The organism is Streptomyces nanhaiensis (assembly GCF_046614825.1).
Classification (GTDB): Bacteria; Actinomycetota; Actinomycetes; order Streptomycetales; family Streptomycetaceae; genus Streptomyces; species Streptomyces radiopugnans.
On the sequence record NZ_JBKJFM010000024.1, the window covers coordinates 31,002 to 51,748 of the forward strand.

Below are 20,747 nucleotides of genomic sequence, written 5' to 3' on the forward strand. Positions count from 1 at the left end.
CGGGCCGCCGGGGCGGGCCCGCGGCGGACGCCCCCGCCCGTGTGCGGCACGGGCCGGGGCGTCCGGCCGAGGTCAGCTGTCGACCGTGTTCCGGACCTGGCCGTAGACCGTGGCGTCGCTCAGCAGCCCGGAGTGCGACAGGCAGGCGGTCCTGGTGTTGACCGCACCCGACAGGGCGACGCTGCTGTCGGGGTTGATGACGGTGTCGCAGGGCGACCACCAGGTGGCGTAGCGCGCCGAACCGGGCGTCTCGTCACCGGAGTTGAGGGAGTTCAGGAAGTTCGACCCGATGCGCATCTCGGAACAGGAGGTCTGGAAGCACCAGTTGGCCGTGTCGGTGCCGTGGTTGGGGCCGCCGAGGGAGACCCAGGCGTCGATCTTCGCCGCGCCGCCGAGGTTCTTGGCGTAGTAGCGCGAGGAGAGGCCGCCCATGGAGTGGGTGATCACGTCGACCTTGCTCGCCCCGGTGGCGGCGAGCAGCCGGTCCACCTCGGTGGCGAGCTGCTGCGCGGTGGTGGCGTTGGACTGGCTGGTGTTGTAGCTCCACTGCCTCAGGTGGCCGGCGGGCCAGCCGTCGGCGCGGAAGCGTTCGGCCATGGTGTTCCACGTGGATCCGCTGCTGTTCCAGCCGTGGACGAAGAGGATCGGGTTGCTGCCGGGGCCGTAGGCGGACGGGGACGCCGCCGCGGCCGGGGCCTGGAGGGTGAGTGCGAGCACGGATGCCGCGGTTGCCGCGACGGCCAGTGACTTCTTCTTCACTGCGACCTCGAATGGGTGCGGGGGGACGGGGGACGAGGAGCGGTTGCGCCGTGGGGGGAATCGCAGGTTACTGACCGGTCATCGGTACCGGGCAAGACCCTTGCACGCCTTTCTTGTCGCGTACACGACTTCTTTACGACTCCGTGCGCACCGGCCCGCCGGCCCTCCCCGACGCGCGCAGCACGCGGAGCACATGGCCTGGGGACATCAGCCGGGCGGGCGGCTGGAGCATGTGGGCCACCGCCAGGAACGTCCGGCCCAGTACTGGGTCGACGGAGGCCGCCGCGCGGTAGCGGGTGAGGTACCGGTCCAGCAGTCCGTCGGCCGGACCGCGCCTCCCCTCCGCCTCGGGGAAGCGCAGGTCGCCGCCGGCGGCCAGCAGCCACGGGGTGTCGACGACCCTGGCCGCGGCACGGAAGAAGCGCCGGGGCAGGCCGTCGGCGTCCAGGCCCCGACCCCGCTCCAGGCCCCAACCCCGCTCCCGCCCCCGGGCGAGGAGCGCTCGCAGCACGATCGCCTGCTGGGCCGCCGCCGTCATGCCCTGCCCGTAGGTCGGGTTGAAGCTGCACAGGGCGTCGCCTGCGACGAGCAAGCCGCCGAGGTGGCGGTCCAGCTTCTCGTAGTGGTGGCGCGTGCTGGCCGGATAGCGCATCCTCACCGGCTCGTTCAGCGGCTCGGCCGTGCGCAGCACCTCGGCCACGTCAGGTCCGGGCAGGGTCTCGGCGTAGGCCAGCATGCCCGCCTCGTCGGCCGGCGGCTCCTCACCCAGCAGACCGAAGAGGACGACCGCGAAACGGTCGTCCCGCTCAGAGACGATGGCCCCGCCGCGCGGCAGTCCGGGGAAGGGCACCAGCGCGACACCGCTCCGGCCGCCGAGGTGGTGGGGTTCGCGCCGGAAGTGGCGGGTGACGTAGACGACGTCGGCGCGTACCCGCGTCTGCCGCGGCCGGGGGTATCCCAGTTCCTCCAGCCAGGCCGGGGCCCGCGAGCCCCGGCCCGAGGCGTCGACCACCAGATCGGCGGGGACCGTCTCCTCCCCGCCCCCGCCGGCATCCCCCGCCCCGTCGGCGCGCGGGCGCACCCGGACTCCGGTGACCCGGCGGCGGTCGGGCGTGGTGACCGGGCCCAGCACCTCCGTCCGCCCCCTGACCTCGACGCCGGGGAGCGCATCGACACGCGCGCGCACGTGGTGCTCCACCCGCGGCCGGCTCGCGCCGTACGAGATGACCCCGGAGGGCGCCGGACGCAGAAGGTGGCCGTCGAGGTACCAGTGGGCCTCGCCCTGGGTGTCCGCACGGGTGGCCCCCGCCGCGAGCAGTTCCTCCAGAAACCCGGGGAACAGCTCCTCCAGCGCCTGCGCGCCGCGGGCGAGCAGTACGTGGAGCTGCCGGCTCTGCGGCACGCCGCGGCGGGGGGCCGGGTCGGTGGGAAGCGTATCCCGGTCGAGCACCGTCACCCGGTCGTAGGCGTCGGCGAGCGCGCGGGCCGCCGTCAGCCCCGCGAGGCCGGCGCCGATCACCACGGCGTGGGACCGGTCCGCCGCCCGGGCGGGTCGGGGGATCTGGGCCATGGGCGAACTCCGTTCCGTACGGGGGCGGTTCGGCCCCTGGGCCGTCGGGTGCCGTGCGACTACGAGGGTAGCGACTCCATGTGTCCGAGTTGTTCCCCTCCGTGTCCGCGCCCCGTCCGGCGGCCGTCGTGAGCACGGCGCGGAGGCGGGGGCCCGGGCGGGGCGCGGCCCGGTGCCGGTGCGGCGTGTTCAGGACGCGCGGGGGACACGATGTCCTCGTCGCCGAGCGCTCCGCCCGCCGGATGCCGCCGGACACCCCCGTACGCCGTGACGAACGGGTGAGACCGGGTTAGCGGGCGGTGAGCGGAGGTACTCGGAGTGCTGACCCATGAGGGGAGCGCGACGATGAGCACGATGCAGCGGATGGACGGACACAAACACGGGCACGGGCCCGGGGAGGAGCACTCCGTCGGCGAACTGGTGGCACGGGCCACCGCGCAGATGTCGCAGCTCATGAAGGAGGAGCTGCAGCTCGCCAAGATGGAGATGGCCGAGAAGGGCAAGCGGGCCGGAATGGGCGGCGGCATGCTCGGCGGTGCCGGGGTGGTCGCGCTCTACGCGGTGGGCGCCGGTGTGACGGCCGCGATCGCCGGTCTGTCCGTGGCGTGGCCGGTCTGGCTGTCCGCCCTGGTGATCATGGCGGTGCTGTTCCTCGTCGCCGGGGTGCTGGCGGCCCTCGGGCGGCAGCAGATGCGCAGGGCGGCGCCCGCGAAGCCCGAGCGGGCGCTGCGGGGCATGCACGACGACCTGGACGAGATCAGGGGAAGGGTACGGCGATGAGCGTTTCGAGGGACACCAGGCAGACGGAGTTCCCCGACACCCCGGGCATCCCCTCCGACCCGGAGACCCCCGCCGAGCTGCGCGAGCGGATCGACCGCACGCGCCGGGAGCTCGGCGACACCATCGAGGAACTGGCGGCCAGGGCCGACGTCAAGGCCCTGGCCCAGCGCAAGGCGGCGGGCGCCGTACGGGCGGGCCGGCGCAACGCCGCGCCGCTGGCCGCGGCGGGCGGGGCCGTGCTCGCCCTCGCCGTGGCCGCCGTGGTGCTGCGACGGCGGCAGGTGCTGCGACAGCGGTACCCGCTGCGCCACGACCCGCGGACGCCGGCCTCAGTCCGCCGCCTTGTCGAGCGTATGGCCGCGTGAGGCGTCCGGGCCCGGGGGCCTGCCCCGGTCCGGACGCGGCTCCCGGTCCGGACCGGTGGGGGCGGGCTCGTCCCCTCCGCGCGGCTCGCTCCCGCGCCGCTCAGTCCCGCGCCGCTCCGTCCTGCGCCGCCTGAACCGCAGCCGCAGCGAACGCGGCCACTTGGCGGTGTCGCGCGGCTCCACGTACGGCTCCTCCCCCTCCGGCAGCCCGCCCGCGTACGCCCGCCGGCGGGCCAGTTCGGCGTCCAGCTCCAGGCCGAGCAGGATGGCCAGGTTCGACAGCCACAGCCAGACCAGGAAGACCACGACGCCGGCGAGGGTGCCGTACGTCTTGTTGTACGAGCCGAAGTTCGCCGTGTAGAGCGCGAAGCCCGCCGAGGCGGCCAGCCACAGCAGCACGGCCAGCACGCTGCCCGGCGCCATGCGCAGGCCCCGCAGCCGGGCGTTGGGAGCCGACCAGTACAGGATGCTGATCATCGCGGCCACCAGCATCACCAGCACCGGCCACTTGGCGACCGACCACACCAGCAGCGCCTGCTCGCCCATGCCGACGGCCTTCCCGGCCTGCTCGGCCAGCCCGCCGGTGAAGACCACGATCACCGCGCTCACCGCGAGCAGCACCATCAGCACCAGCGTCACGCCGATCCGCAGCGGCGTGAGCTTCCACACCGGGCGGCCCTCGGGGATGTCCAGGACGCGGTTGGCCGCGCGGATGAACGCCGCGACGTAGCCGGAGGAGGCCCACACCGCGCCCAGCAGGCTGACGGCCGCCAGGAGGCCGCCGCCGCTGCTGCGCTGGATCTCGCCCACCGTGTCGCTCAGGATCTCGCGGGCCGGGCCGGGAGCGAGCCGCTGGAGGTTCTCCAGGATGTACTCCGTCGCCGTCTCGCCGACCGCGCCGAGCAGCGAGACGAGCAGCAGCAGGGCCGGGAAGATCGACAGCACGCCGTAGTACGTGAGGGTCGCCGCCCGGTCCGGGATCTCGTCGTCGAGGAACTCCTTGGCCACGCCCCGCGCGACGGCCCACCACGTCTTCGCCATGGCCCTACTGATTACCGCCGCGGGCCCGGCCATGTGCCGCCCGGTGGACACGGCTGCGTAACGGCGGGCCCCGAATGCCCGCGGCGGCGGTACGCGCGCGGGGCGCGGTACGGACGGCGCCTGCCGTCCGTACCGCGCCCCGCGTACGGGCCCCGCGGCCCGCGCGTCACAGGATGCGGGTGAGCCGCTTCCCCACGCCCGGTTCGGCCAGTTCGCCCCGGACGGCCACCGGGACCTTCACCTGGCCCGGCCCGCTGCCGACGGTGAGGGTGCCGACGGTGTCGCCCGGGGCCGCCGTGTGCGGTACGCCCTTGCCGCCGTCGGTCAGCGCCAGCTCCACCTTCAGGCCGGACCAGCCGACCGCCGAGACGTCCTCCGTCGCGACCAGCGGCGTACGGCCGCCGAGGCCGTCGTCCACGTAGCCCACCACGTCGCCCTTGGCGACGATCTTCTCCGACTTCAGGACCTCCTGCGCGGAGACCAGCAGATCGCGGCTCTCGGCGATCACCGTGTCGATGATCGGCGGCCTGTGCTGCCCCAGCATCGCGCCGACGATCAGCTGCGTGGTGCCGCCGACCTCCTTCTCCCCCGCGAACAGCAGGTTGCCGCCGGCGGCGGTGGTCGTACCGGTCTTGATGCCGACCGAGCCGTTGTAAGGGACGAGTCCGTTCCAGTTGCGGTGGGAGACACCGTTGCGGTCCTCGTACGAGGGCTTCTTGACGATCTCCCGGAACGCCTCGTAGTCCATCACCTTCTTGCCGAGTTTCACCTGGTCGGCGGCCGTGCTGACGGTGTCCTTGCGCAGCCCGCTGGCGTCGGTGTAGGTGGTGTTCTCCATCCCGAGCTCCTCGGCGGCGGCGTTCATCTTCTCCACGAACGCCTTCTCCGAACCGTCCGAGTCCCAGCGGGCCAGCAGCCGTGCCACGTTGTTGGCGGAAGCGATCATCAGGGCGTGGAGGGCCTCGTTGAGGGTTATCTCCTCGCCCTCCTCGACCTCGACGGTCGACTCGCCCTGGGCGCTGAGGCCCGCGTCCTTCTCGGCCTGCGCGTCGACCGGTATCTTCGGGCCCTCCTCGCCCGCCTCGAGCGGATGGTCGCGCAGGATGACGTAGGCGGTCATCACCTTCGCCACGCTCGCTATCGGCACCGGCTCCTCCTCGCCGTACGAGCCGAGGGACCCGAGCCCCTCCACCTCCAGTACGGCCTGGCCCTCGGACGGCCAGTCCAGGGCGGGCCTGTCGCCCTCGAAGGTGTGGGTGGCGGAGGCGGTGAGCACCAGCTCGGGGGCGGGCAGCGGGCGCATGAGCTGCGCGACCGCCAGAGCGATCACCAGCAGCAGGACCAGCGGCGACCAGATCTTGACCCGCCGCAGGGCGACCCGCAGCGGGGTCTCGGGCGGGGCGGGCTTGTTCGTCAGCTCGGCCAGCAGCTCCAGCGGCTTGTGCGGCGGCAGCGGCTGCTGCCTCGTCCGCTCGGCCTCCGGCAGCTCGGGTCCCGGCGTGTGCGGCGGCTGCTCGGGCGAAACCGCGGCCGGGGGCACACGGGGAGCGTCGGCGGACCGCAGCGGTACGAAGCGGCTCGTCCGCTCGACCTCGCTCTCCCCGGCCTTCTCCGGCTCCTCGGTCTTCTCCGGGGTCCCGGCCTCCTCCCGGCCCCTCGGCTCCGGTTCCTCCGGGGTGCTTCCCGGAGGAACCCGGAACATCGCGGTGGGCTGGTCGACCGGCCGTCCGTCCTCGGCGTCTTCGCCGTCCTCGTCGGTCTCGCGGGCCTTGCCGTCCTCGTCGGTCTCGCGGGTCTTGTCGGTCTCGCGGGTCTTGTCGGTCTCGCCGTCGTCGGCAGTGCTCCCGGCCCTGTCCTCGGGAACGCGGAAGACCGTCGTCGCCTGGTCCACCGGCTCGGCCCCGGGCTCCTCGGACTCCACGGAGTCCCCACCGGCGCGGTCCACGTCGGGCTCGGCGCCACCGCGCGTCTCCTCGGCGTCACCGGTGTCGTCGGTGCCTTGGACGTCATCGGTGTCGTCGGTGTCATCGGCGCCGGCCTCGGCGCCGGCCTCGGTGGCGGCGCCGGTGTCCTGGGAGGTCCCGCTCCCGTCGGGCTCCGCTCCGTCCTCGTCGCCCTCGCCCGTCCTACCGTCCTCGGCGCCTTCACCGTCTTCGCCGGCCTCGGCCGTGCTCCCGGCCCTGTCCTCGGGAACGCGGAAGACCGCCGTCGCCTGGTCCACCGGCTCGGCCCCGGGCTCCTCGGACTCCACGGAGTCCCCACCGGCGGACTCATTCCCGTCGGCGGACTCCGTTTTCCCGGCCGCCTCCGGTTCCTCAGCCTCAGCCTCCGCCCCGGCACCGTCCTCGGCGTCCTCGGCGTTCCCGGGCCCGGCGTCTCCGCCGGTCCCGGCGCCGCCGTCCGCTGCAGCCGGGCCGTCACCGTTCGGCGAGGGCTTCCCGCCGCCGGCCTCCGCCTCGTCCCGGGGCGCCTCGTACAGCGCCACACGGGGATCGCGCGCCTGATCGGGAACCGTTCCGGCCTCTCCGGTCGTCTCCCCCAACGAAGTCTGCCGTTCCGAACTGTCGGGGGACTTGCCCGCCACCTATGCCTCCCGCTTGGTGCTCACCACTCGTCGTATCAGTAAACAGTGTCCTGAACGCCGGTCCTCCCCCGGCACTCCGGCCCTGTTTCGCGGCCGCGAGGGCCCGCTAAATTGCCAGACGGTAACGACATACCTACTGGTTCCATGACAAAGCACCCAGGCACTCTCGACAGACCTCTGTGAGAGGGGTCACCCTGTCATGCATCCACGCGGGGAGGCATGGATGGGCAGGAGCCGCAGAACAATTCCGGAGGAGCTTCTGCTGCTGGCCCTGGACCCGGCCACGGGTACCACGGCGCAGCCGCAGTCGCTCGACCTCGGCCTGGCCGGGGCCCAGCTCGTGGAGCTGGCTCTCGCAGGACGGATAGCCCCTGACGGGGATCGCATAGCCGTGGTGCTGCCACGGCCGACCGGAGATCCAACCCTGGACTCCGCGCTGGAGCTGCTGCGCAGGCGCGGCAGCCCCGTCCGCGCGGTCCACTGGATCGGCGGGCCCAGACTCGGGCTGCGCCAAACCTATCTCACACACCTGGAGCGCTGCGGCATGGTTCATGCCGTATCCAGCCAGATGTGCGGGGTGTTGCCGACGACTCGCTACCAGGCGACGGACACGGCAGTGAGCCGGGAGATCAGGGCCCGGCTCGACAACGCGATCCGCACCGGCGTACCGTCGGACCCGCGGACCGCCGCACTCGCCGCGCTGGCCCACGCGGTCGGCCTCGGCAAGCACCTCTACCCCGGCAACGAGGGGCGGTCATCCCGCTCCCGGCTGAGGGATCTGATCAGGCACGACCCGATGGGCGGCCTCGTCGCGCACGCCGTGATGGACGTGCAGAACGGCGTGGCCGCGCAGCCCCGGCGCACCGCTCCCGGCAGGGGTGCGGGCGGGCCGGGCGGCGGCCGGACGGCGGCACGGGCCGCCGCGCCGCAGCCGCTCGCCGGGCAGGCACGGCGGGGCGGGATGGCCCGCGCGGGCGCCCACTGACCCTGCCGCACCCCCACTCGGCGGACACCCGACGGATTTCCCGGATTCGGCCGAAATCCGTTCGTCGGCCGCGAAGCGCGGGGTGGCGGTTTTCCAGCGCGAACACGGCCGTTGGTGGCAATCTGCTCCAGGAGCGGTCCTATTGGCGTAAGCGGAGGTGTGCGCACCGTGGCATCCAGTGTCAATCCCACCGTCAGGCGGCGCCGGCTGGGTCAGGAGCTGCGCCGGCTCCGTGAGCAGAGGGGCATGACGGCCGAGGAGGTCGCCGACCGGCTGCTGGTCTCCCAGTCCAAGATCAGCCGGCTGGAGAACGGCCGTCGCAGCATCAGCCAGCGCGACGTCCGCGATCTGTGCGGGGTCTACGAGGTCGACGACCAGCGGATAGTCGACTCGCTGATGCAGATGGCCAAGGAGTCCAGACAGCAGGGCTGGTGGCACGCGTTCGGCGACATCCCGTACAGCGTGTACATCGGCCTGGAGACGGACGCGGCGTCCCTGCGCGTGTACGAGCCGCAGGTCATGCCGGGGCTGCTGCAGACCCCCCGGTACGCGGAGGCCGTCGTCGCGGGCGCGCTGCCCGAGGCGTCGGCGGAGGACGTGGAGAAGCGCGTGAAGGTGCGGCTGCGCCGGCAGGAGCGCATCCACGACCGGAAGAGCCCGCTGCGCCTGTGGGCGGTGATCGACGAGGCCGCGCTGCGCCGGACCGTGGGCGGGAGGCAGATCATGCGGGACCAGCTGGAGCACCTGCTCGAACTATCCCGGCTGCCCCATGTGACGGTGCAGGTGCTGCCCTTCGCCATGGGCGCGCACCCCGGGCTCAACGGCCAGTACGCCATCCTGGAGTTCCCGGACGCGGCGGACTCGACGGTGGTCTACCTGGAGGGCGTCACCAGCGACCTCTACCTGGAGAAGGCCGGAGACGTGCACAGCTACAGCGTGATGTACGAGCACCTGCGGGCGCAGGCCCTCAACGTCGAGCAGACGCGGGAGTTCGTCGAGGACATCGCCAAGGAGTACACCCGGGGCTGAGACCGGCGCGCCGGTGGCGCGCACGCGGCGCACACGCGGTGCGCGGGCGGCGAACGGGCGGCGAACGGGCGGTGCAGCAAGTTACATCTGGTGGCGCGTCGATGTGAAGAGCTGTCTGGAATATGCCACCCGGTCGAGTGAACGGCGTTATTGGAGGCCCCAGTTGAGGGGTACCGTCTGCCGCACGCCGGGCCCAACCGGCGATCTTCACCGTCTGGGAGAAAACGGAGCAGACATGGCAATCCGACAGGGCATGACCGACAGGTGGACCAAGTCCAGCCACTCCGCCGGGAACGGGGCGTGCGTGGAGGTGCGGTCCGCCGAGCCGCAGGCGGTCGCCGTGCGCGACTCCAAGGTCCCGCAGGGGCCGTCGCTGGACTTCGTCCCCGGTTCGTGGACGGCGTTCGTGGGAGCCCTCGGCCGGGGCGCGCTCGCCCGGCACTGACCGCTCCGTACGCCGCACGCCGCGCACCGGACCACGGTGACCCGCGGCGTCTCGCGGTGCCGCTCGGCACCGCGGCCGAAGCCCTCTCGACTGGTCCGCCGTCCCGGCCGAGGGGGTTCGGCGCTTGCGGGCCCCGCAAGCGCCCACAAGTCTCCGTGAGCCCCCGCAAGCCCTCGTGAGCGGGCCCGGTTCCGTACGCGGGACCCGGTCCCGTCAGGTGCGCGGGTAGCGGGTCAGCCAGCCCGGTGAGCCGGCCGGAGTGGCGGGGCTGTGGAGGGCGGGCCCCTGGGTCATCTCCATGGCGAAGTCGTCGGCCAGTTCCAGGATGGTGGCGCGGCCCTCCAGTTCGGCGACCCAGTTCGGCGGCAGGGCGGTCTCCCCGTGCATCACGCCCAGCAGGTTGCCGCAGACCGAGCCGGTGGAGTCGGAGTCGCCGCCGTGGTTGACCGCCAGCAGCAGGCCGTGGCGTACGTCCTCGGCCACGAGCGCGCAGTACACGCCCATCGCCAGCGCCTCCTCCGCCGTCCAGCCCTCCCCCAGCGACTCCACGCGCTCCGGGGTCGGCAGCCCCTGGCGCACGGCTCCGAGCGCGTGCTTGAGGGCGTCCGTGGTCTCCTCGTGGCCGGGGTGGGCCGCCAGGTGGGCCAGGGCCCGCTGCACCGCGGCGTCCAGGCTCTCGCCCCGGGCGACGGCGTGGACGATGACGGCGAAGGCCCCCGCCGCCAGGTACCCGGTGGGGTGGCCGTGGGTCTGGGCGGCGCACTCGGCGGCGAGCTGGAAGACGAGCTGCGGCTCCCAGCCGACGAGCAGCCCGAAGGGCGCGGATCGCATGACGGTGCCGCAGCCCTTGGAGTCGGGGTTCTTGGGGGCGTCGAGCGTGCCCATCCGGCTGTCGGCGAGCCCGGTCAGGCAGGCGCGGCCGGGCGCGCGCCGCGAGTACAGCCACTCCTGGCGGGCCAGCCAGCCGTCCTCGGTGCGGCGCTCGTCGGGCCCCCAGTCGCGCTGGGTGGCGGCCCACCGCAGATAGGCGGCGTGCACGTCGGTCGGCGGGTGCCATGCCCCGGTGTCGCGCCGGACGTGGGCGCGGATGAGGCCGTCGACGGTGAACAGGGTCATCTGCGTGTCGTCGGTGACGGCGCCGCGCCGCCCGTAGGCGGGCACGTAGTCCGTCACTCCCTGGGGGCCGTGGGCGGCCCGGACGGCGTCGAGCGAGTCGAACTCGACGCCCGCGCCGAGCGCGTCGCCGATCGCGCCGCCGAGCAGGCAGCCGCGCACCCGGCTGCGGAAGTCCTGCTGCTCGGTGCGGCCCCAGATGCCACCGCCAGGTGTCGCGGTCACCGTGCCGTCCCTCCCGTTCGCCCCTCGGCTCTCGTCCGCTCTCGTCCGTTCCCGTGTCCCGTTCCCGCCGGCTCCCGCGCCTTCCGTGCCGCTCCACCACCGCCCGGCCCGCCGGTTTCGAACCGCACTGTAATCGACCCCGGGGAGGCGGAGGCGGCACGGAGGTGGACGGGGGCCGGAGATCCCGGGAAGACGGCCGGAAGTCGCCCCGTGCCCGTCCGGGCCCGGGGAGGCCGGTCCCCGGACGGGCTCAGTCCTCCAGTACCGGCAGCAGTTCCGGGAGGCGCCCGCCGGACGCCTCGGCGGCCCGTACGCGCTCCTCGGGGACCTCGCCGTAGACCGTGGTGCGGGGGCGGGCCGGACGTCCGGCGGCCTCGGCGATGGCGACCAGCTCCCGGACGGACTTGTACGAGCCGTAGGAGGAGCCGGCCATCCGGGAGATGGTCTCCTCCATCAGCGTGCCGCCCAGGTCGTTGGCGCCCGAGCGCAGCATCTCGGCCGCGCCCTCGGCGCCCAGCTTGACCCAGCTGGTCTGGATGTTGGTGATGTGCGGGTGCAGCAGCAGGCGGGCCATGGCCGTCACCGCGCGGTTGTCGCGGACCGTCGGCCCGGGGCGGGCGATCCCGGCCAGGTAGACCGGGGCGTTGGTGTGGACGAACGGCAGCGTGACGAACTCGGTGAAGCCGCCGGTGCGCCGCTGGATCTCCGCCAGCAGGCGCAGGTGGCCCAGCCAGTGCCGGGGCCGGTCCACGTGCCCGTACATCATCGTCGAGGACGACGGCAGGCCCAGTTCGTGCGCGGTGGTGACCACCTCGGCCCAGGTGGCGGCCGGCAGCTTGCCCCTGGTGAGGATCCAGCGCACCTCGTCGTCCAGGATCTCGGCGGCCGTGCCGGGGATGGAGCCGAGCCCGGCCTCCTTCGCCGCCGCCAGCCAGTCGCGGATCGGCATGCCGGTGCGGGTGGCGCCGTTGACGACCTCCATCGGGGAGAAGGCGTGCACGTGGATGCCCGGTACGCGCTCCCTGACCGCCCGCACGATGTCGAAGTACGCGGTGCCGGGCAGGTCCGGGTGGATGCCGCCCTGCATGCAGACCTCGACCGCGCCGACCTCCCACGCCTGCGCCGCCCGGTCGGCGATCTGGTCCAGGGAGAGGGTGTAGGCGTCGGCGTCGGTGCGGCGCTGGGCGAAGGCGCAGAAACGGCAGCCGGTGTAGCAGACGTTGGTGAAGTTGACGTTGCGCGTGACGATGTACGTCACCTCGTCGCCGACGGTGTCGCGGCGCACGTCGTCGGCGATGCGGCACACCGCGTCCAGGGCCGGCCCGTCGGCGTGGAGCAGCGCGAGGGCCTGGTCGTCGGTGAGGCGGGTGGGGTCGTCGGCGGCGGTGGCCAGGGCGGCGCGCACGTCGGCGTCGATCCGCTCCGGCGCCATGCCGGGCGCGGCGCTCTCGCGCAGCGCCTCCCAGTCGCCGTACACCTCGTCGAAGTCGGCGCGGCGGTCGGCGGTGCGGCCGGTGGTGTCGATGGTGCGGTGCAGGTCGGTGCGGCCGGCGGAGACGGCGGTGAACGCCTCGTCGGGCTCCTGCCAGGGGCGGCCGGTGACGGCGGCGTCCTCGCGGGCCAGGCCGGTTTCCGGGTCGGCCAGGGCGGTCACGTGGGGCAGCAGCCTGGGGTCGAGCCAGGGCTCGCCGCGGCGGACGAACTCCGGGTAGACGGTGAGGCGTTCGCGCAGTTCGAAACCGGCCGCGCGGGTGTGCCCGGCGAGTTCGTCGATCTGGGGCCAGGGGCGCTCGGGGTTGACGTGGTCGGGGGTGAGCGGGGAGACGCCGCCCCAGTCGTCGATCCCGGCGCCGATCAGCAGCGCGTACTCGGCGTCGACGAGGTTGGGCGGGGCCTGGATGCGGGCGGCGGGCCCGAGGACGTGGCGGGCCACTGCCACGGCGGCGGCCAGTTCCTCCAGTTCGGCGTCGGGCATGCCGCGCATGGCAGTGCCGGGCTTGGCGCGGAAGTTCTGCACGATGACTTCCTGGACGCCCTGGTACGCCCGCTGGACGCGGCGGATCGCGAACAGCGACTCGGCGCGCTCGTCGTACGTCTCGCCGATGCCGATGAGGATGCCGGTGGTGAAGGGGACGGACGAGCGCCCCGCGTCCTCCAGTACCCGCAGCCGGACGGCCGGCTCCTTGTCGGGCGAGCCGTGGTGGGGGCCGCCGGGCTCGGACCACAGCCGGGTGGCGGTGGTCTCCAGCATCATGCCCATCGACGGGGCGACGGGCTTGAGGCGCTGGAAGTCCGTCCACGTCAGCACCCCGGGGTTGAGGTGCGGCAGCAGGCCGGTCTCCTCCAGCACCCGGATCGCCATGGCGCGCACATAGGCGAGGGTGTCGTCGTAGCCGTGCGCGTCCAGCCACTCGCGGGCCTCGGGCCAGCGGTCCTCGGGCCGGTCGCCGAGGGTGAACAGCGCCTCCTTGCAGCCCATCGCCGCTCCCCGGCGGGCGATGTCCAGCACCTCGTCCGGGGAGAGGTACGCGTCGTGCCCCTCGCGGCGCAGCTTCCCCGGCACGGTGACGAAGGTGCAGTAGTGGCAGCGGTCCCGGCACAGCCGGGTGAGCGGGATGAAGACCTTGCGCGAGTAGGTGATCACCCCGGGGCGGCCGGCTGCCTCCAGGCCCGCGTCCCGTACGCGGGCGGCCGACGCCGTCAGATCGGCCAGGTCCTCGCCGCGCGCCTGGAGCAGCACGGCGGCCTCGGCCGCGTCCAGCGCGACCCCGTCACGGGCCCGCCGCAGGGCGCGCCGCATGGCGTTGGCGGTGGGTGCTGCCTGCCCGCTCGACGAAGTCATGGGAGCGAGCATACGAGCGCCCCCGGCACCGGCCGGGAGGCGGGGAAGGGATGTCCCTCACACACCCCTTCCGCCGCCGGCCCCGCCGCCGCACCCGCCGTCACGCGGTGTCGGGCGGGTTGTCCACAGGCCTTCTCCCGTCCGTCACCGGCTCGTGGAAAAGTGGCCCGCACCACATCGGAGGCGACGGGACGGGGGCCGCCATGGACCGGCGCGACGTACTGAGGCTGTCCGCCGCCGCGGGGGCGGTGCGGCTGGAGGTGCCGGGCTGCCGGGGCCGATGGCGGCGATGACCAATCCGCTGCGGCCGGAGGCGCGCTGAGAAGGCGAAGCGGCATTACCGGCAACTCCCTTGATAAGGAGGACTGTTGATCAACCACCGGACATCTCGCCATCTGTCGGGGCATCAGCTATCGGTTCCGTCGCGGGTTTGCGGTGACTGTGAGGAGAGACAGGGGCGCGGCTGACGTACCGACCCTTGACAAGGCACACTGTGCGCTGCGGGTCGTCACACTTCGCAGGGGGCACCATGGACGGCGAGGGGCACACCGGACGCGAACGACTGCGGCAGCCGGACAACGATCGTCACCGGCTGCGTTTCGCCGTGCTCGGACCGGTGCGTGCCTGGCGTGACGGCGAGCCGGTCGGCGTCGGCTCGCCCCAGCAGCGCGCCCTGCTCGCCGCCCTGCTGCTGCGCGGCGGGCAGACCGCCACCGCACAGGAACTGGTGGACGCGCTGTGGGGCGAGGAGCCGCCGCAGCGCGCCCTGGCCGCGCTGCGCACCTACGCCTCCCGGCTGCGCAAGGCGCTCGGCGCCGAGGCCCTGATCAGCGAGTCCGGCGGCTACGCGATCCGGCTGGGCCCCGACACCGGGATCGACGCGGACACGGCCGCCGCCCACGCCCTGGAGGCGGAGAAGGCGGTCTCCTCCGGCGACCGCGGCCGGGCGCGTGAGCTGTACGCCGCGGCGCTGGCGCAGTGGGACGGCGAGCCCCTGGCCCACGTCCCCGGGCCGTACGCGGAGAACCAGCGGACCCGGCTGGAGGAGTGGCGGCTGTCCCTGCTGGAGCACCGCCTCGACCTCGACCTCCAGCTCGGCTCCCACGCCGAGGCGGTCAGCGAGCTGACCGCCCTGACCGCCGAGCACCCGCTGCGCGAGCGGCTGCGCGAACTGCTGATGCTGGCGCTGTACCGCTGCGGCCGCCAGGCCGAGGCCCTGGCCGTCTACGCCGACACCCGGCGGCTGCTCGCCGAGGAGCTGGGGGTGGACCCCCGCCCGGAACTGGCCGAGCTCCAGCAGCGCATCCTGCGGGCCGACGAGGAACTGGCGCAGCCCGTCGAGGAGTCCGCCCCGCCGGGCACGTCCACCTTCGTACGGCCCGCGCAACTGCCCGCGACCGTACCCGACTTCACCGGCCGCACCGCCTTCGTCTCGGAGCTGGGCGACCAGCTCGTCACCGCCGAGAGCCGGGTCATGGCGGTGTCGGCGGTCGCGGGCATCGGCGGGGTGGGCAAGACCACCCTGGCCGTGCACGTCGCCCACGCCGCCCGTGACCGCTTCCCCGACGGCCAGCTCTACGTCGACCTCCAGGGCGCGGGCCCGGCCCCGGCGGAACCGGAGGCGGTCCTGGGCGCGTTCCTGCGGGCCCTGGGCACTCCGGACTCCGCGATCCCCGACGGGGTGGAGGAGCGGGCCTCCCTGTACCGCTCGACGCTGGCCGGCCGCCGGATCCTGACCCTGCTGGACAACGCCCGCGACGCCGCCCAGGTGCGCCCCCTGCTGCCGGGCACCGAGGGCTGCGCGGCACTGATCACCAGCCGGGTGCGGATGGTGGACCTGGCCGGCGCCCACCTGGTGGACCTGGACGTCATGAGCCCCGAGGAGGCCATGACCCTGTTCACCAGGATCGTCGGCGCCGACCGGGTGGGCGCCGAACGCGAGGCCGCCATGGACGTCGTCGCGGCCTGCGGCTTCCTGCCCCTGGCCATCCGCATCGCCGCCTCCCGCCTGGCCGCCCGCCGCACCTGGACGGTCTCCTTCCTGGCCCGCAGACTCGCCGACGAACGCCGCCGGCTGGACGAACTCCAGGCCGGCGACCAGGCCGTCAAGGCCACCTTCGAACTGGGCTACGGCCAGCTCGAGGCGGAACAGGCCCGCGCCTTCCGCCTGCTGGGCCTGGCCGACGGTCCCGACATCTCCGTCCAGGCCGCCGCCGCCATGCTGGAGCGCACCCCGGAGGAGACCGAGGACCTGCTGGAGTCCCTGGTCGACACCTCCCTGCTGGAATCGGCCGCCCCCGGCCGCTACCGCTACCACGACCTGGTCCGCCTCTACGCGCGCACCTGCGCCGAACGCGACGAGGACCCCGCCTCCAACCGGGCCGCCGCACGATCCCGGCTGCTGGACTTCTACCTGGCCACGGCGGCGGGCGTGTTCGCCCTCGAACGCCCCGGCGACCGCACGGTGGAGCACCTGGCCGCCACCGAGCACCCCGGACTGGAGTTCGGCGATCACGCCGCCGCGCTGGACTGGCTGTTCACCGAGGCCGACTGCCTGCTGGCCTGTGTGGAGCAGTCGGCCGGCGGCGGCGCACTGCGCCGCGCCGCCGACCTGCTGATCGCCGCCAAGGACCTGGCCGACTCCGGCATCCACTCACTGCGCTACGAACGGGCCGCCACCGCCGTGCACGAGGCCGCGCAGACCACCGGAGACGCCTGGGCCGAGGGCCGCGCCCAGATCATGCTCACCCACGTGCACATCGTGGCCGGCCGCTTCGACCAGGCGAACGAGAGCGCGCAGCGCGCCGCGCAGCTCTCCGAGAACACCGGTGATCCGGTGGTGAGCGGGTACGCGCCCAACGACCGCGGCATCATCGCCATCTCCCGTGGCCGCTACGAGGAGGGCGAAAAGCATCTGGACCTCGCCCTCAACGCGTTCCGCGCGGACCACAACCCCAATGGCGAGGCCAGTGCGCTGTGCAACCTCTCCCGCGTTCGCCTGGGGCTGGGCCGGACCGACAGCGCGATCCGGCTCGCCGAGCAGGGCGTGGCCATCTACGCCGAGCTGGGAATGGCCATGCGGCTGGCCAACGGCCGCTACGCCCTGGCCATGGCCCTGACCGGCGCCGGGCGCACCACCGAAGCCCTCGATCAACTCAACCAGGCTCTTCTGCTCTTCCGCGAGAGCCGCCAGCCCATGTGGGAGGGAGCCACCCACCTGCGGATGGCCGAGGCCCACATGGCGGCGCGACGGCCTACGCAGGCGGCCGCCCATGCCGAGCAGGCTCTCGCCATGCGCGTGATCGGCTGGGACTGGCGGCGCGGAAACGTGCTGACGGTACTGGGACGCGCCCTGGACGCGCTGGGCCAGACAGACCGTGCCCGGGCCTGCTGGCAGGACGCGCTGAACATCTTCGAGTCCCTGGACTCGCCCGAGGCCGCCGAGGTGCGCAAACTGCTCTCCCCCGTGGTCGCCGCGTAGGTACCGAAGCCATCGGCAGTGGGCGTTCATCGATTGTTTATCGCCCCCCGCCATGCTTATACATATCGATCCGCCGCGTCGGGGGGCAGGCGGGTCGAGGGGCCCGACAACCCTGCACGGTCAGGGCGGGTAGCCCGGAAATGCACGTCCGGCGGCCCACGGGGGAGCCGCCGGGCGTGCCCAGGACCTCCCTGCCACCAGAACCTAGGAGCCGGTCCACATGAGCGAGACCACCAAAAAGATCACGACAGGCGGCCCGCAGCGCGACAACCACGCGCCGGCTCCTGGCGAGGGCGGTTCGACGGCCTCGGAGCCCACCGGGACCGAGACCACGGCCACCCCGGAGACCCAGGTCACCGAGGAAAGCGGGCAGTAAGGCCGCATCTCACGGGGGACACACGGGGCCGGCCCCGGCGGCGCAGAGGGGGAGCCGCCGGAGCCGGTCCCTGTCATGCATACACGGACGATTACCGGACAGTCGTGTGCGGAAGAACAGAACTGTATGCGCTGAGGGGTTATCTTCACCTCTGCGAACCCGGAACCTTCATCCCCCGGTTCACACCAAGGAGTTGGCATGACCCGCGTGACGAAGTTCCTGACCGCCCTGGTGATGGCGGTGGCAGCGGTGGGAATCGGCGCGGCGCCAGCGCTGGCCGACAACCACGCGTTCGTCCCCTCGCCCTCCCAGCCGGCAGGGAACTGAGACCGGTGCCCGGAGGGCTCCGGGCACCGTTCGGGGGCGGAACCGCTGACGCGGTTCCGCCCCCGAGCCCGTTCAGGCCGCATCCGGATCACGGAGTGCGGCCGGCCCTGACCACGTCGCACCGCAGGGTCCCGGCGCCGTCCGAGGGGCCCGTGTACGCGCCGCCCCCGGCGTCGGTGGTCAGGGTCTCCCCGGCGGGCACCTCGAAGTCCTTCAGGACGGCGGTCCCCCGGGAGGCGCCCCGCGCGTCCTCGAACGCGACGGTGGCGCTGTAGTCCATGTCCATGCGGCCGGTGTTCTCGATCTCCAGGCGTGCCACCAGTTCGCCGGCCTCGTCCACCCCGCAGTGCAGCACGGTGATCTCGCGCATCACCTTCTGCTGCTTGCCGCCGCCCGAACCCCCGGTGCCGCCGGATGTGCCACCGAAGTCACCGCCGCCCGAAGAGGAGGACGAGGACGACGAGGAACTGCCGCTGTCGTCGTCGCCGGAGCAGCCGCCTCCGTCCGACTTCCTGGCACCCGTCAGAGCCACCAGTACGACGGCGGTGACGGCCACCGCCCGCACATGACGAAGCCTCACGCTTCATTCCCCCCGTAAGAACCCGTGGAAGGGCGCGCCGGAGCGCGCCCAGGTGTATGCCGTGCCCCTGCCATCCCGGAAGGCGGGCCGGACATCCGTTGAACACGCGCCCGGACCCGCCGTGGTTCCCGCCGATCCCGGACCGGTTCAGCCGATCACAAGGACACGGCAGTCGTCCGCGGCATCCACCATGACCGGGTCCCGCGGCCTCACCTCGACGCGCTTGGTCTGGTCCCTCCGGACGCTGACGCGCTGGGAGGCGGTGTCGATGACGTCCCCGAAGTCGTCCACCAGGTCCACGTAGACGGTGTAGGTGCCGGCGTCGCCGTCGGAGAGCTCGACCACCGTCCCCTTCCTGCCCTTGGCGCACGAGATGATCTCGGCGTCCGGCTCGTCCTTGCGCGAGGAGGAGCCGGAGGACCCGGAGGAGCTGCTGCCGGCCGTCGTGCTCCGGTAGCCGCTGTAGCCCGACCGGCTGCTGGACTTGTCCTTGCCGCAGCCCCCGCCTCCGCTCTTGCTGCTGCTCCCCCGGCCGCCGCCGCCCTTGCCGCCGCCGCTGCGGGCCTGGCTGAAACCGGACAGGGCCAGCGTCACGACGGTGACGACGGCTATCAGCTTGAGATGGCGCTTCACAGAGCGCTTCATGTCGCGTTTCTCCCCCGGTGGACGCACGGCGCGCGTACGCACCCGCTGTTTGACTGCCGGACTTTCTACCAGGGTTCACGCGGGGAACGGCCAACGGGGTTCCCGCGCAAGGCGGTTCGCCGGAAAACGGAATGGGCGGAACGGCGCGGAACGCGGGAACGGGGACAGGGGCGGGGGCGGGTCAGGCGCGGGCCTGGCCCGTCCCCTTGGCCGCGTCCAGCGCGTACACGCAGCGGTCCCGGCTGCACGCGAAGACCACGCCGTCCGCGACCACCGGGGAGCCGGTGATCTCGCCCTCCGTGGCGAGCTTCCAGCGCAGCCGGCCCCCGACGGCGTCCAGCGTGTACAGGCAGTGGTCCGCCGAGCCGAAGTGGACCCGGCCGTCCGCCGACACCGGGGCGCCGGTGATCTCGCCGCCCGTCGCGAAGCGCCAGCGGGGGGTGCCGCTGACCGCGTCCAGCGTGTAGAGCGCGCTGCCGCTGCCCAGGTGGACCAGCCCGTCGGCCACCACCACCGGCTCGGCCGACTGGCGGGACTCGGTGGCGATCCGCCAGCGGTCGTGGCCGTTGGCGGCGTCCAGGGCGTACACCGTGCCCAGGTAGTCGGCCAGGTAGACGCCGCCGCCCGCGATCGCCGCGCCCGGCGCGAAGGCCGGCGGGCACAGGAACGCGGCGGGCGCGTCGAAGCGCCACCGCTCCGCTCCGGTGGCCGCGTCCAGGGCGAAGACGCGCGAGCCGGCGCTGACGTACACCGCGCCGTCGTCGGCGGGCAGCAGCCGCACCGGGACGCCGCCGGTGGCCGAGGAGTCGCCGACCGGGTACGACCACTGCTCGGCGCCGGTGCGCGAGTCCAGCGCGTACAGCCGCCCGTCGCCCCAGACGTAGACCGAACCGCCCCGGATCACCGGGCCGGCCTCGGGGGTCTCGAAGTCGGTCTGCGCGCCGGACAGCTCCCACAGCCGCTCGCCGCTGGCCGCGTCCCACGCCTGTACGCCGCCGCCGCGGGTGCCGGTGACGACCGTGCCGCGGTCGGCGCGCAGCGCGTACACCCAGCCGTCCACCGCCAGCCGCCAGACATCGGAGCCGTCGCGGGCGTTGAGGGCGTACAGGCTCGGGCCGTCGGAGGCGTGGACCCGGCCGTTGCCCACGGCCATCGACCACGCCACCTCGCGGGTCTTGAACTGCCGCCGCCCCGTCGCCACGTCCAGCGCGTGGACCTCGAAGGAGGTGACGTACAGCAGTCCGTCGGCGACGACCGGGGTGCCCCACACGTCGTTCGACATCCGGAAGCGCCACGGCCGCCAGCGCGGCGGCGCGGCGGCCTCACCGCCGCCGGGGCCGTCGGTGGGGGGCTGGGACGGGGAGGGGTGGGCCGCGGTGGCGCCGAGGGCGCCGGTGCCGCCGGCGCCGCCGCCGTCCGGCGCGCGCAGCACCCAGGACGTCGGGGGAGGCGGTGAGGAAGATCTTCAGGTCGGCGTCGGGCAGGACGGTGGTGCCGATGTCCCGGCCCTCGACGACGATGCCGGTGGGGGCTCCCGCGGCGATGGCCCGCTGGAGCTCGGTGATCCTGGTGCGCACCGCGGGCACCGCGCTGACCGCGC

The 20,747-nt window shown here is 73.6% G+C and carries 16 protein-coding genes and 2 pseudogenes; 8 read left to right on the plus strand and 10 right to left on the minus strand.

Annotated features, from left to right (window positions below; genetic code table 11):
- Window positions 1-72 precede the first annotated feature (72 nt).
- Both ACLIYP_RS08975 and ACLIYP_RS08980 read right to left on the minus strand, forming a co-directional pair.
- A complete protein-coding gene (locus ACLIYP_RS08975) occupies window positions 73-759 on the minus strand; it encodes an esterase/lipase family protein (RefSeq protein WP_412712600.1) in 687 nt (228 codons plus the stop codon).
- Window positions 760-892: 133 nt separating this feature from the next.
- On the minus strand, window positions 893-2,329 hold the full coding sequence (locus ACLIYP_RS08980; protein ID WP_412712601.1) for an FAD-dependent oxidoreductase: 1,437 nt from the start codon (window positions 2,327-2,329) through the stop codon (window positions 893-895).
- A 345-nt stretch (window positions 2,330-2,674) separates the two neighbouring features.
- Here ACLIYP_RS08980 and ACLIYP_RS08985 point away from each other — a divergent pair, with 345 nt between their 5' ends.
- Window positions 2,675-3,109: a phage holin family protein gene (locus ACLIYP_RS08985; RefSeq protein WP_412712602.1), complete on the plus strand. Its 435-nt coding sequence runs from the start codon at window positions 2,675-2,677 to the stop codon at window positions 3,107-3,109.
- On the plus strand, window positions 3,106-3,474 hold the full coding sequence (locus ACLIYP_RS08990) for a DUF3618 domain-containing protein (protein ID WP_412712603.1): 369 nt from the start codon (window positions 3,106-3,108) through the stop codon (window positions 3,472-3,474). The genes ACLIYP_RS08985 and ACLIYP_RS08990 overlap by 4 nt, the downstream gene beginning before the upstream one ends.
- Here the strand turns inward: ACLIYP_RS08990 and ACLIYP_RS08995 are convergent.
- Both ACLIYP_RS08995 and ACLIYP_RS09000 read right to left on the minus strand, forming a co-directional pair.
- The gene (locus tag ACLIYP_RS08995; protein WP_412712604.1) at window positions 3,439-4,548 is read right to left on the minus strand and encodes a YihY/virulence factor BrkB family protein; all 1,110 of its coding nucleotides are present in this window, start codon (window positions 4,546-4,548) and stop codon (window positions 3,439-3,441) included. The two genes, ACLIYP_RS08990 and ACLIYP_RS08995, sit on opposite strands and share 36 nt — an antisense overlap.
- A gap of 133 nt (window positions 4,549-4,681) precedes the next feature.
- Entirely contained in the window at window positions 4,682-7,000 is a 2,319-nt protein-coding gene (locus tag ACLIYP_RS09000; RefSeq protein WP_412712605.1) for a serine hydrolase, read from the minus strand.
- A gap of 322 nt (window positions 7,001-7,322) precedes the next feature.
- On the opposite strand from ACLIYP_RS09000, the gene ACLIYP_RS09005 reads away from it, so the two are divergent.
- The 3 genes from ACLIYP_RS09005 (at window position 7,323) to ACLIYP_RS09015 (ending at window position 9,558) form a co-directional block, all read left to right on the plus strand.
- Complete coding sequence (locus ACLIYP_RS09005; protein WP_412712606.1) at window positions 7,323-8,084, plus strand: GOLPH3/VPS74 family protein; 762 nt, start codon at window positions 7,323-7,325, stop codon at window positions 8,082-8,084.
- Between the two features lie 168 nt (window positions 8,085-8,252).
- Window positions 8,253-9,113 (plus strand): helix-turn-helix domain-containing protein, encoded by an 861-nt coding sequence (locus ACLIYP_RS09010; protein ID WP_412712607.1) that lies wholly within the window; start codon window positions 8,253-8,255, stop codon window positions 9,111-9,113.
- Window positions 9,114-9,348: 235 nt separating this feature from the next.
- Window positions 9,349-9,558, plus strand: a complete 210-nt coding sequence (locus ACLIYP_RS09015) for a DUF397 domain-containing protein (RefSeq protein WP_412712608.1) — start codon at window positions 9,349-9,351, stop codon at window positions 9,556-9,558.
- Between the two features lie 213 nt (window positions 9,559-9,771).
- Here the strand turns inward: ACLIYP_RS09015 and ACLIYP_RS09020 are convergent, their stop codons facing one another.
- Window positions 9,772-10,896 (minus strand): ADP-ribosylglycohydrolase family protein, encoded by a 1,125-nt coding sequence (locus ACLIYP_RS09020; RefSeq protein WP_412712609.1) that lies wholly within the window; start codon window positions 10,894-10,896, stop codon window positions 9,772-9,774.
- Window positions 10,897-11,146: 250 nt separating this feature from the next.
- Entirely contained in the window at window positions 11,147-13,738 is a 2,592-nt protein-coding gene (locus ACLIYP_RS09025; protein WP_412712610.1) for a bifunctional FO biosynthesis protein CofGH, read from the minus strand.
- A 529-nt stretch (window positions 13,739-14,267) separates the two neighbouring features.
- Here ACLIYP_RS09025 and ACLIYP_RS09030 point away from each other — a divergent pair.
- From ACLIYP_RS09030 to ACLIYP_RS09040, 3 genes are all read left to right on the plus strand, one after another.
- Window positions 14,268-17,219, plus strand: coding sequence for an AfsR/SARP family transcriptional regulator (locus ACLIYP_RS09030; protein ID WP_412712611.1), 2,952 nt, complete (start codon window positions 14,268-14,270; stop codon window positions 17,217-17,219).
- A 220-nt stretch (window positions 17,220-17,439) separates the two neighbouring features.
- Window positions 17,440-17,595, plus strand: coding sequence for a hypothetical protein (locus tag ACLIYP_RS09035; RefSeq protein ID WP_412712612.1), 156 nt, complete (start codon window positions 17,440-17,442; stop codon window positions 17,593-17,595).
- A gap of 198 nt (window positions 17,596-17,793) precedes the next feature.
- On the plus strand, window positions 17,794-17,922 hold the full coding sequence (locus tag ACLIYP_RS09040) for a hypothetical protein (protein ID WP_412712613.1): 129 nt from the start codon (window positions 17,794-17,796) through the stop codon (window positions 17,920-17,922).
- Window positions 17,923-18,010: 88 nt separating this feature from the next.
- Here ACLIYP_RS09040 and ACLIYP_RS09045 read toward each other — a convergent pair whose 3' ends face one another.
- From ACLIYP_RS09045 to ACLIYP_RS09060, 4 genes and pseudogenes are all read right to left on the minus strand, one after another.
- Entirely contained in the window at window positions 18,011-18,502 is a 492-nt protein-coding gene (locus tag ACLIYP_RS09045) for a hypothetical protein (RefSeq protein ID WP_412712614.1), read from the minus strand.
- A gap of 147 nt (window positions 18,503-18,649) precedes the next feature.
- Window positions 18,650-19,147 carry a hypothetical protein gene (locus tag ACLIYP_RS09050; RefSeq protein WP_412712615.1) on the minus strand — a complete coding sequence of 166 codons (498 nt, stop codon included), beginning with the start codon at window positions 19,145-19,147 and terminating at the stop codon, window positions 18,650-18,652.
- Between the two features lie 181 nt (window positions 19,148-19,328).
- Window positions 19,329-20,594 (minus strand): annotated as a pseudogene (locus ACLIYP_RS09055) (outer membrane protein assembly factor BamB family protein); the annotation flags it as partial.
- Window positions 20,563-20,747 (minus strand): annotated as a pseudogene (locus ACLIYP_RS09060) ((d)CMP kinase); the annotation flags it as partial. The pseudogenes ACLIYP_RS09060 and ACLIYP_RS09055, both read right to left, overlap by 32 nt.